Here is an 11,833-nt window from a genome sequence, read left to right as displayed (position 1 = left end):
CCAGGAACTGATACAGAAAAATCCGTCATTCAGTTTCTGGCTGTTTTTATATCATGAATGGAGTTAAAAATGAAAATACAGGAATATCTAAAAAAGTATAATATTATTGCAGATGGAGCCTTTGGAACGTATTATGCGGAGAAATACCAGACCCAGGAAATGCCGGAGTTTGCAAATACTGCACACGGGGACAGAGTCAGGGAAATTCACGGGGAGTACCTTAAGGCAGGTGCCACACTGATACGGACTAACACATTTGCATCTAATACGGTTGTTTTACAAAAAAGCTGGGTGGATGTGGAGACCAATATCAAAGAATCTGTCAAGCTGGCACAGGAGGCTGTAAGACAGAATTCTGATATAAGGGATGACGTATTTATTGCCGGAGATATCGGCCCTATCCCTATAGACGAAGGTGTGGATTTTGAAGAATTGGAACAGGAATATTATGGCATTGCAAAGGTATTTGCAGAAAATGGAGTTTCAATTTTAAATTTTGAAACATTTCCTGATATGGAGCATATTTTGCCTGCGATTCGGAAAATAAAAGAGGAATATGAAATGTTCATCATGGTTTCCTTTTCCGTGAATCAGTTTGGTTACAGTGCTTCTGGTTTGGGAGCAAAGCGTCTGCTCTCAGATGCATCAAAGGTAAATTGTATTGATGGGGCTGGTTTGAACTGCGGTGTGGGACCGGGACACATGTATACAATCATGGAGCGGCTGGAGCTTCCGGAAAATTTATATATAATGGCACTCCCCAACGCCGGATATCCAACCTTATCCAGAAATCAATTACAATTTGGTAATACACCCTCCTATTTTGCTGAGAAGATGAAGAATCTGACCGTTCTTGGAGTAGATATTGTGGGCGGTTGCTGCGGAACCAATCCGGGTTTTATAAAAGAGATGTCTGAAGACAGGGACACTGCTGTCAAAAAGGTGAAGCTTTCTCCGGAGGAAAAGCAGCAAAAACAGAAAAAGATGATTCGAAAAGGTTTCCTCTATGATGAAAACGGGGAGAGGAAGAAAAAGAAGTTTATTGCGGTGGAATTGGCTCCGCCCTTTAATGCAGATGATGAAAAACTGTTAGAAGCTGCACATATCTTAAAGAATGCTGACGTAGATGTACTCACATTTCCGGATTCCCCTTCCGGAAGAACAAGAGTGGATTCTGTTCTGATGTCTGAGAAGGTGCGAAGAGCAACAGGGCTGGAAGTTATGCCTCATATATGCTGCCGGGATAAGAATGCAGTGGCTATAAGGTCCCTGTTTATGGGAGCCAGGATCAATGATATTAACAATATGCTGATTATAACGGGAGATCCCCTTCCCTCTGCAACCCGTCAGACTGTAAAGGCTGTATTTAATTTTGATTCCGTAGGACTTATGAAAATTGTCAGGGAAATGAATGAGGAAATCTTTGCAGAGCAGCCCTTGAGTTATGGCGGGGCCATTAATCAGGGACGCAGAAACCTTGAAGTGGAAATTGAACGTGTAAAGAAGAAAATGGAAGCCGGAGCAGAGTTTTTTCTGACCCAGCCTGTTTTTACTGAGGAGGATGTGAAGCGGCTGCGTTATATGAAAGAAAAAACCGGTGCAACTATTTTCTGCGGCATTATGCCTTTGGTCAACAGAAAAAATGCATTGTTCATGAAAAATGAAATAGCCGGTGTTAATGTGACAGAGGAAATCGTTAACCGTTATCCTGAACATGGGACAAAAGAAGAAGGTGAGGCAGTAGGAGTAGCATTAGCAAAAGAAGTAATTGCCATGATGGAGGATTTTGCTGACGGCTATTATTTTACTTTTCCCTTTAACCGTGTGTACCTCCTGCCGCAGATTGTTTCCAGGGAGAGCAGTGATTCTAGTGGTGCTTGATACAGAGACAGGCTAAAAAAAGGTCGGTCTTACCCAGCCTGCAAAGCATTTGCCAGTGGCCAAGGGAGCAGACGGAGGCTGAGATTGAAAAGAAGTTGCCGTCTGTACCCTGCATATGTCCGGCAGGCAGCAGATAATATTGTAAATCAGTTGAGTAATTATAATTAGAGTGGTATAGTAAATGAAAGCACGGCAGCACTGGCGCTGCCGTGCTTTCATGAATTTCATATTTTAAGGAGCTATTATATGGAAAAGAAAAATTTAGACTGGGAAAATATTGGTTTTGGGTACAGGAAAACAGATAAGCGTTATGTGTCACAGTACAAGGGCGGAAGCTGGGACGAGGGAACGCTGACCTCGGATGCCAATGTTGTATTGAATGAATGTGCAGGCATTTTACAGTATTGTCAGGAAATCTTTGAAGGGCTGAAAGCATATACAGCTAAAGACGGAAGCATCGTTACATTCCGCCCGGATTTAAATGCAGAGCGTATGATGGATTCTGCAAGGGGAATGGAAATGCCCCCGTTTCCGAAAGAACGGTTTTTAGAAGCAGTGGATCAGGTAGTGAAAGCCAATACAGCCTGGGTTCCTCCTTATGGCACAGGTGCTTCTCTTTACTTAAGGCCGTATATGTTTGCCACCGGGCCGGTTATCGGAGTGAAACCCTCTGACGAATATCAGTTTCGCATAATATGCACCCCTGTTGGCCCATATTTTAAGGGAGGGGTCAGGCCATTGACCTTATGCGTCAGTGACTATGACAGGGCGGCACCTCATGGGACAGGCCATTTAAAAGCCGGTTTGAACTATGCCATGAGTTTGCATGCATATGTAACAGCTCACAATGCAGGCTATGATGAAAACATGTTTTTAGACCCCATTACCCGTACCTATGTGGAAGAAACAGGGGGCGCCAACTTCCTGTTTGTCACCAAAGACAAAGAGATTGTAACACCGAAATCCAATACCATACTGCCATCCATTACAAGAAGGTCCATGCTGTATGTTGCCGAACACTACTTAGGACTGAAAGTAACTGAGCGTCCGGTGCTCTTATCGGAACTTCAGGATTTTGCAGAATGCGGTTTGTGCGGTACGGCAGCAGTTATTTCTCCCGTAGGAAAAGTAGTGGATCATGGGAAGGAAATCTGTTTTGCAAGCGGAATGGAAAAAATGGGACCGGTGATTCAGCAATTATATGATCTTTTAACCGGAATCCAATTGGGAACAGTGGAAGCACCGGAAGGCTGGATTCGCAGAATTGTTGATAAAGAATAGCACAAGCAAGAGGAGCCGCTTTAAAACGGCTCCTCTTTTAAAATAGCATAAATCCTGTGGTCAAATCAGGCTGTTCAAAATCAAATTATTGATAGTTAGGAAAATATAAAGTATACTATGAATCAGATAGAAATAAACAGCCGCCAGAAATTATTTCAGCAGATCCCCATATTCCGGGTGTTTTTCAAACCATGCCACAGCATAGGAGCAGGTAGGAACAGCTTTCTTTCCCTGGGAACGGAGCTGCTTTGCGGCGGCCTCTAAAAGCTGCCCTGCAATACCTTGTCCTCTGAGAGAATCGTCTACAAAGGTGTGATTGATATTAACAGTATTCTGGTCCGTATCGGGGAAAGTGACTTCGGCCAGCAGAGTATGATTGGAATCATAGAGAGCGATTTGGTTTGGATTATAAGTGAAGTCCATTATGATTACCTCCTGTCTTTGTAATAAATGGATTATATCATTTATTCTATAGAGTATCAAGGAGGGGATCAAAGACAAGATCAAACAGATAAAAGGAGAGTCAGAATATGAGCTATTTAAATGGAGTTACCGGCTACCGAAAAGATTTATTGAACACCCGTTCCGTTATAAAAAGGGGAAATTATGCGGTTATTGAGCCCGACGGTCTGGTAAAGAACACCATTCCGGGCTTTGAAGGCTGCCAGATAACCATTCTGTCTTCTCCCAAACTGGGAGCTTCCTTTGTGGACTATCTGGTTGGAATAGAGCCGGGAGGGTATCATCATGAAGGCTTTGGACAGCCGGGAGAGGAGATATTCTTTTACTTGTTTGAAGGAAATGTAAAGGTTTGGAATCAGGAGGAAGAAGCAGTGCTTGAGGACGGAGGCTATATCTTCTGTCCGGAAGGCACAAAGCTCTTTTTTGAAAATACAGGAGATAAGCCTGCAAAAGGATTTCTCTATAAAAGAAAATACCAGAGAATCACAGGGTATGAGGCACATACCGTTATGGGAAACATCAACAGTGTTCCGGGAATTGCCTACGAAGGCATGGAGGATGTGATGGTAAAGGATTTCCTTCCCTCTGCCAAAGACTTAGGCTTTGATATGAATTTCCACATCCTGTCCTTTAAACCGGGAGCCTGCCACGGCTACATCGAAACCCATGTCCAGGAGCATGGAGCCTATATCTACTCCGGTGAAGGGATGTATGTGCTGGACAATGATTGGATACCGGTCAAAAAAGGAGATTATCTTTTTATGGGAGCCTACTGTCCCCAGGCGGCTTACGGCGTAGGACGGGATGAGGAGTTTGCATACATTTATTCCAAGGATTGCAACCGGGATATTGATTTGTAAAACGGGGAATGCGGTGTTTCATCCCCCGTTGATACAGTTTATATAACGGTCATTTGCCACCTGCCAGCTTACTACATGGAACCAGTCTTCTATGTAGGCAGCCCTGTCAGTAAACCGCTTTAAGAAATAGGCGTGTTCCCAGACATCAATTCCTGCCACAACACAAAGGCCGTTGGTAATGGGAGTGTCCTGATTGGCTGTCATGACGATTCTCAGTCTGCCATCCGGTTCCACCACCAGCCAGGCATACCCGGAGCCAAAGACGGCCAGGGCATAAGCCTTGAATTCGTCAAAAAACCGTTCCACCGATCCAAAGTCCCGTATAATGGCTGGATACAAGGCCTGAGCCTCGGTACGGGTTTCAGAGGGGGTCATGCCGTAAAAATAAATCAGGTGATTATAAACGCCGCCACCGTAATTGATAATTCCCTGCCGGACTGCATCAGGCAGGCTTGCAGGATCTCTCAGAAGCTCTTCTAAAGACAGGTTCTGAAGCTCCGGATAACCGCTTAAGATGGCATTTAGGTTTGCCACATATCTTTGTAATTGCCTGTCATGGTGAATGTACATGGTCTGGGTATCAATATAAGGCTCCAGCGCGTCATAGGCGTATGGAAGAGGGGGATTCACAAATGGATAATGTTCATTCATAGATTGCGTTCCCGTTTCTATTATTTGTATATGTATATTCAGCCGGGAAAAATATATGATGGATAAGCCGGGAAAGTACTCTATAGGTTAGTTATAGGTTTTGCCTATATCCAGTTCCTGATTATAGATATTAACACCTCCTTTTAAAATAGGATATAATACAAATCAAACAGATGTGAAACAAACAAAACCCAGAAAAACAGGAGGATATAAATATGGCTAAGAAGGCAAGAACAGAAAGAAATTTTAAGTTTGAAACATTACAGCTCCACGTAGGACAGGAGCAGGCAGACCCGGTTACAGATGCAAGGGCAGTTCCCATTTACCAGAGTGCTTCCTACGTATTCCATAACTGTGACCACGCAGCAGCCAGATTTAATCTGACAGATGCAGGAAATATTTACGGAAGACTGACCAACCCAACCCAGGGTGTTTTTGAGCAAAGAATGGCAGCTTTAGAAGGCGGTTCAGCAGCTCTTGCAGTTGCTTCCGGCGCAGCGGCAGTTACATATGCCATCCAGAACATCACAAAAAACGGAGACCATGTGGTAGCTGCTAAAAATATTTACGGCGGAACCTACAATTTACTGGAGCACACCCTTCCGGAGTATGGCGTGACTACCACTTTTGTAGATCCTTTTAACTATGAAGAGCTGGAACATGCCATTCAGGAAAACACAAAGCTGGTCTTCATTGAAACTCTTGGAAACCCTAATTCCGATGTGGTTGATATTGAAAAGATCGCAGGAATTGCCCATGGGCATAAAATTCCGGTAATTATAGATAATACCTTTGGAACTCCTTATCTCATAAGACCTATTGAGTACGGAGCGGACATTGTGGTACATTCTGCCACCAAGTTTATCGGAGGCCACGGCACTACCATCGGCGGTGTGATCGTGGAAAGCGGCAAATTTGACTGGGAGGCTTCCGGAAAATTCCCGGGCCTTACAGAGCCTAATCCCAGTTACCATGGAGTCAGCTTTACAAAGGCAGCAGGACCGGCAGCATTTGTGACAAAGATCCGTGCCCTTCTCCTTCGTGATACGGGAGCAACCTTATCGCCTTTCCATGCATTTACCTTCCTTCAGGGCTTGGAAACTCTGTCCCTGCGTGTGGAGCGCCATGTGGAAAATGCATTAAAGGTAGTGGAGTATTTGAAAAATCATCCCCAGGTTGACACAGTGCACCATCCTTCTGTTTCCCAGGACCCGGAACAGCAGGCATTATATAAGAAATACTTCCCATCAGGCGGCGGCTCCATCTTCACCTTTGAGATCAAGGGAGATGCCAGGAAGGCAAAAGACTTTATTGACCAGTTGGAGCTGTTTTCTCTTTTGGCTAACGTTGCAGATGTGAAGTCCCTGGTTATTCATCCGGCCTCCACCACTCATTCCCAGATGACAGAGGAAGAGCTGGCAGGCTCAGGAATCAAGCCCAACACCATCCGCCTTTCCATAGGAACGGAAAACATTGCGGATATTATAGAAGATTTAGACGAAGCATTTAAAGCCGCCCAGTAAATAAGGCGACCCATTTGACTGCGGGATCAGAAATGGCTGCCATGGTTGTTATGGCAGCCGTTTTCCCATGGAAGGAGGAATTCATGACATTACAGCAGCTTCGCTATGCCGTATGCATTGCAAATGAAAAATCCATGAACAAAGCGGCCTCCCGGCTCTTTATCACCCAGCCCAGCTTATCCAGCACCATCCGGGATCTGGAGGAGGAAATCGGCCTCCAGATATTTCTGCGTTCCAACAGGGGAATTGTGATCACTCCCGAAGGGGAAGAATTTTTAGGATATGCAAGGCAGATGCTGGAGCAGTACCGGCTGATGGAGGAGCGTTTTGTAAAAAGGGAAAAGTTTAAGAAGAAATTCAGCGTATCCACCCAGCATTACACCTTTGCAGTCCAGGCATTTATCCAGATGGCAAAGGAATTTGGAATGGAGACTTTTGAGTTTGCGGTCCATGAAACAAAGACATTTGAAGTAGTGGAAAATGTGAAAAACCAGAAGAGTGAGCTGGGCATCCTGTATCTGGATGATTTCAACCAGAAGGCCATCCGGAAAATACTTTCCGACAATGAACTGGAATTTATCGAATTGTTCCAGTGCGGGATTTACGTGTACTTATGGGAAGGAAATCCCCTGGCGGGGAAGGAACGGATTGGATTTGAAGACCTAAAAAACTATCCATGCCTGTCTTTTGACCAGGGGACACACAGCTCCTTTTACCTGGCAGAGGAGGTGTTCAGCACCTATGAATACAAGCAGATCATAAAGGCAAACGACAGAGCCACTATGCTGAACCTTATGGTGGGATTAAACGGCTACACCCTTTGTTCCGGAATTATCTGCGAGGATTTAAACGGAGACAAATACAGGGCAATTCCTCTGGACACCGAAGATAAAATGAGGATCGGCTACATTAAAAAGAAGAAAATGCCCTTGAGTATTCTTGGCGAAAAGTATATAGAAGAATTGAAAAAATACCAGGAGCGGGTTCTCTGATTCCTAAATATAGTATTCAGGAGTGCCCGGTCCGCTATCCAAAATGTCCTGGAGAGTAATGCCGCTTAAATAATTGAGGATGACCTCAGAAAGTCCCTCCCATATGGGAAGGGTTAAGCATTCTGCTTTGCGGTTACAGTCATTTGGCTCATTATCCATGCAGGCAACAGGATTTAAGCTTCCCTCTGAGCTCAAGAGAATGTCTGCAATGGTAATCTGGGAAGGCTGTTTGGACAGCATGTAGCCGCCCATATGGCCCCGGTAGGTGATGAGCAGGCCGCTGCGGTTTAAGAACGGAACAATCTGCTCTAAATATTTTTTTGAAATGCCCTGTCTCTCGGAAATGTCCTTCAGCGCAATGAAATCCTGATTGTAATGCTGGGCTAAATCGATCATCATCCGGAGAGAGTAGCGGCCGCGGGTTGATATTTTCATAAGTGCACCACCTTAACTGACATAATTATAGATCAATACCTATTTTACCACAGGAGGGGTAGGTATTCAACTGGTGAATGGATTTCTTTTTGATAGGAATAAGCTATAGCAGGCTATTGTTTTTTAGTAATAGCTTTAGAGGGCTTAGGGGTGATATCCTTATAAGGAACATGATAAAAATGAGAAAGCGGTGAATGAATATGGAATACGGAATTTCTACAAGGTGTTTATACGGCAATGGAGAGGAGAATCAGGTGGATCGCTCGGGGGCGGTCAGCTTCCCGATCTATCAGTCAGCCACCTTTGCCCATAAAGGAGTCGGAGAGAGCACAGGCTATGATTACAGCCGTCTGCAAAATCCTACCAGGGAACAGCTTGAAAAAGTAGTGAACTCCTTGGAGTACGGCGTGGATGCCCTGGCATTTTCCAGCGGCATGGCGGCCATTACAGCGCTGATGGAGCTGTTTTCCCCTGGAGACCACATCATTACAGACTGTGATTTATACGGAGGAAGCATTCGCCTCTTTGACAATATCAGCCAAAAGAACGGGCTTACCTTCAGTTCCGTGGACTGTTCCCGTCAGGGACATGAGGAATTTGAAAAGCTGATCAGCGAGCATACAAAGGCAATCTTTATCGAAACCCCGACCAACCCTATGATGAATGTCATAGACATTGAAAAGCTGGCGGAGATTGCAAAGAAAAACAACTTACTCCTCATTGTGGACAACACCTTTTTATCCCCTTACTTCCAGAATCCTTTAAAGCTGGGAGCAGATGTGGTGGTTCACAGCGGAACCAAATATCTGGGAGGCCACAACGACACCATTGCAGGATTTTTGGTGACTTCTTCCCCGGAAATCGCGGAGAGGCTGAGATTTCTTATTAAGACGGTAGGCTCCGGTCTGGCTCCTTTTGACAGCTGGCTGATTTTAAGGGGAATTAAAACCCTTGGAATCCGCATGGAACGGGCGGAGAAAAATGCAGGAAAGCTGGTGGAGTGGCTTTGTCAGGAAAAGAAGGTTACAAAGGTATTTTATCCGGGAATCCCGTCAAGCAGGGGATATGAAATCTGCAAAAAGCAGGCCAGAGGCTTTGGCTGTATGGTGACATTTGAAGTGGAAACAAAGGAACTGGCCCATAGGATTTTAAAGGATGTGCGGCTGATTCGCTTTGCGGAGAGCCTGGGAGGAGTGGAGACGCTGATCACCTACCCAATCACCCAGACCCATGCCGATGTGCCAAAGGATGTTCTGGCGGCAAACGGTGTGACTGACCGGATCCTGCGGCTTTCCGTGGGAATCGAGGATATAGAAGATCTTATAAAGGAACTGGAGCGTGTGTTTTATGTGTAAAGAAAATCATAATTTTGACGAAATCATTGACCGGAAGAATACCAGCTGTATTAAATATGACTTTGCTGTTCAAAGAGGTAAGCCGGAGAATATTCTTCCCCTTTGGGTGGCTGATATGGACTTTAAGGTATCAGAAAAGGTTTTAGAAGCCATTCATCAGCGGGTGGACCACGGTATATTCGGCTACACCGAGTCAGGGGACCAGTATTTTGAGGCGATTCAGGACTGGATGGAGGAAAGGCATGGCTGGACAGTGGAACGGAACTGGCTGGTCAAGACTCCGGGAGTGGTGTTTGCCCTGGCAATGGCGGTGAAGGCTTTTACAGAGCCTGGAGACGCCGTCCTGATTCAGCAGCCGGTATACTATCCTTTCAGCGAGGTCATTAAGGACAATGACAGGGTCATCGTGGACAGCTCCCTGGTTTTAGGCGAGGATGGAAAGTATCATATGGATTTTGAGGATTTTGAAAAGAAGGCAGAGGGGTACGGTGTAAAGCTGTTTCTGTTATGCAATCCCCACAATCCGGTGGGAAGGGTTTGGAGCAGGGAGGATCTGGAGCGCCTGGGAGAAATCTGCATACGAAAAGACATTATTATTGTCAGCGATGAAATACATCAGGACTTCGTGCTTCAGGGAAAACACCAGGTCTTTGCGGATATAAGCAAGGAACTGAGGGACAGGACTGTTACCTGTACGGCTCCCAGCAAAACCTTTAATCTGGCCGGACTGCAGATTTCCAATATTTTTATTTCCAATCCCAAGCTGAGAGCCAGATTTCGCAAGCAGATGTCCGCTTCCGGCTACAGCCAGTTAAATACTTTAGGCCTTATTGCCTGCGAGGCTGCATACCGGTATGGGGAGGAATGGCATGATCAGCTTATGGAATATTTAAAAGCCAATCTTTCTTATGTAAGGGAATACTTAAAGGAAAAGATCAGCCAAGTCAGGCTGATTGAGCCGGAAGGCACCTATTTGATCTGGCTGGATTTTCGGGAACTGGGCTTGACAGAAGAGGAGAGAGAGGACCTGATTGTCAACAAGGCAGGGCTTTGGCTGGACAGCGGTACCATGTTCGGGCCTGTAGGAGAAGGATTTGAGCGGATCAATATTGCCTGCCCCCGGTCTACATTGGAACTGGCTTTACAGAGGCTGGAACAAGCTGTAAATGCAACATAAAAGATTTTCATAAATAAAGTATTGACACATTTCGTATGATGTATTAATATAAATATATCATATAAACCTATTAAACATATAGGAAATGAGAGAATGGTCAAACGGGAAAGAGCGGATGCCATTCGGGCAGCCGCTTTTTGCCATATCATTTCGTATAAAATTAAAAAATATATAAACGGAGGTAAGGAAGATGGGAACAATTAAAGAAAGTGCAATAGAACTGATTGGAGGAACACCGATACTGAAGTTAAACCGTTACAGTGAGGTGGAGGGAATTGAAGGAGTGACCCTTCTGGCTAAGCTGGAATACTTAAACCCGGCTGGTTCTGTAAAGGACAGAATCTCTCTTGCCATGATTGAGGATGCAGAAAGAACAGGAGTTTTAAAGCCTGGAGCCACCATCATTGAGCCCACTTCCGGAAATACGGGAATCGGCCTGGCTGCTGTTGCTGCTGCCAAGGGCTACCGCACCGTTCTGACTCTTCCGGATACCATGAGTGTGGAGCGGAGAAACTTATTAAAGGCCTACGGTGCAGAGCTAGAGCTGACTGAGGGAGCTAAGGGCATGAGAGGCGCCATTGAGAGGGCGGAAGAGCTGAAGCAGACCATACCTGGTTCTGTGATCCTGGGCCAGTTTGATAACCCGGCCAATCCCAAGGTGCATAAGGAAACCACCGGCCCGGAGATCTGGGAGCAGACCGATGGAAATGTGGATATTTTTGTGTCAGGCGTGGGAACAGGCGGAACCATTACCGGAGTCGGAGAATATTTAAAAGAGAAGAATCCGGGCGTTAAAATCGTAGCAGTGGAGCCGGCAAGCAGCCCGGTGCTCTCAGGAGGAAAACCAGGACCTCATAAGATTCAGGGAATCGGAGCAGGCTTTGTACCGACCGTGTTAAATACCGGAATTTATGATGAAATCATCACCGTTGAAAATGAGGACGCTTTTAAAGAAGGAAAGACATTTGCAGTGACAGAGGGAATTTTGGTGGGAATCTCTTCCGGCGCCGCCTTAAGAGCTGCAAAGCTGCTGGCAGAAAGGCCGGAAAACAAGGGAAAAACCATTGTGGTTCTGCTTCCGGATTCCGGTGACAGGTACTTGTCAACTCCTTTATTCGGCTAACACGTGCATGCTCATTAAGAGAATGAGGTTGCATACGTTAAAATAAATAATTTCTCAATACAACTGGTTATAAGTTTTTTTTATAACCAGTTG

General features: G+C 45.3%; 11 protein-coding genes. 8 read left to right on the top strand and 3 right to left on the bottom strand.

The annotated features are described in order from the left end of the window. Positions 1 to 69 precede the first annotated feature (69 nt). Positions 70 to 1,881 (top strand): bifunctional homocysteine S-methyltransferase/methylenetetrahydrofolate reductase, encoded by a 1,812-nt coding sequence (locus V7M78_RS13520; protein WP_333650381.1) that lies wholly within the window; start codon positions 70 to 72, stop codon positions 1,879 to 1,881. Positions 1,882 to 2,127: 246 nt separating this feature from the next. Then, entirely contained in the window at positions 2,128 to 3,162 is a 1,035-nt protein-coding gene (locus tag V7M78_RS13515) for a branched-chain amino acid aminotransferase (RefSeq protein ID WP_333650379.1), read from the top strand. A gap of 150 nt (positions 3,163 to 3,312) precedes the next feature. On the opposite strand, the gene V7M78_RS13510 is transcribed toward V7M78_RS13515, so the two are convergent. Beyond that, on the bottom strand, positions 3,313 to 3,585 hold the full coding sequence (locus V7M78_RS13510; protein WP_333650377.1) for a GNAT family N-acetyltransferase: 273 nt from the start codon (positions 3,583 to 3,585) through the stop codon (positions 3,313 to 3,315). A gap of 107 nt (positions 3,586 to 3,692) precedes the next feature. Here V7M78_RS13510 and allE point away from each other — a divergent pair, with 107 nt between their 5' ends. Further along, complete coding sequence (gene allE / locus V7M78_RS13505) at positions 3,693 to 4,484, top strand: (S)-ureidoglycine aminohydrolase (protein WP_333650375.1); 792 nt, start codon at positions 3,693 to 3,695, stop codon at positions 4,482 to 4,484. Between the two features lie 18 nt (positions 4,485 to 4,502). Here the strand turns inward: allE and V7M78_RS13500 are convergent, their stop codons facing one another. Next, the gene (locus V7M78_RS13500; protein WP_333650373.1) at positions 4,503 to 5,135 is read right to left on the bottom strand and encodes a superoxide dismutase; all 633 of its coding nucleotides are present in this window, start codon (positions 5,133 to 5,135) and stop codon (positions 4,503 to 4,505) included. Positions 5,136 to 5,350: 215 nt separating this feature from the next. On the opposite strand from V7M78_RS13500, the gene V7M78_RS13495 reads away from it, so the two are divergent. After that, on the top strand, positions 5,351 to 6,658 hold the full coding sequence (locus tag V7M78_RS13495) for an O-acetylhomoserine aminocarboxypropyltransferase/cysteine synthase family protein (RefSeq protein ID WP_333650371.1): 1,308 nt from the start codon (positions 5,351 to 5,353) through the stop codon (positions 6,656 to 6,658). Between the two features lie 83 nt (positions 6,659 to 6,741). Then, positions 6,742 to 7,650 (top strand): LysR family transcriptional regulator, encoded by a 909-nt coding sequence (locus V7M78_RS13490; protein ID WP_333650369.1) that lies wholly within the window; start codon positions 6,742 to 6,744, stop codon positions 7,648 to 7,650. Positions 7,651 to 7,653: 3 nt separating this feature from the next. Here the strand turns inward: V7M78_RS13490 and V7M78_RS13485 are convergent, their stop codons facing one another. After that, positions 7,654 to 8,085: an RrF2 family transcriptional regulator gene (locus V7M78_RS13485; protein ID WP_333650367.1), complete on the bottom strand. Its 432-nt coding sequence runs from the start codon at positions 8,083 to 8,085 to the stop codon at positions 7,654 to 7,656. A 200-nt stretch (positions 8,086 to 8,285) separates the two neighbouring features. Here V7M78_RS13485 and V7M78_RS13480 point away from each other — a divergent pair, with 200 nt between their 5' ends. The 3 genes from V7M78_RS13480 to cysK all read left to right on the top strand — a co-directional run bounded on the left by V7M78_RS13480 (position 8,286) and on the right by cysK (position 11,740). Then, entirely contained in the window at positions 8,286 to 9,440 is a 1,155-nt protein-coding gene (locus tag V7M78_RS13480) for a trans-sulfuration enzyme family protein (RefSeq protein WP_333650493.1), read from the top strand. Then, the gene (locus V7M78_RS13475) at positions 9,433 to 10,617 is read left to right on the top strand and encodes a MalY/PatB family protein (protein ID WP_333650365.1); all 1,185 of its coding nucleotides are present in this window, start codon (positions 9,433 to 9,435) and stop codon (positions 10,615 to 10,617) included. Before V7M78_RS13480 ends, V7M78_RS13475 begins: the two co-directional genes overlap by 8 nt. Positions 10,618 to 10,807: 190 nt before the next feature. Beyond that, positions 10,808 to 11,740 carry a cysteine synthase A gene (gene cysK, locus V7M78_RS13470; protein ID WP_333650364.1) on the top strand — a complete coding sequence of 311 codons (933 nt, stop codon included), beginning with the start codon at positions 10,808 to 10,810 and terminating at the stop codon, positions 11,738 to 11,740. The last annotated feature ends 93 nt before the right edge of the window (positions 11,741 to 11,833 follow it).

Origin of the sequence: Lacrimispora sp. (assembly GCF_036758025.1) — a bacterium.
GTDB lineage: Bacteria > Bacillota > Clostridia > Lachnospirales > Lachnospiraceae > Lacrimispora.
Note: the sequence above shows the minus strand (reverse complement) of the source record. Positions and strands in the feature narration are given on the sequence as shown.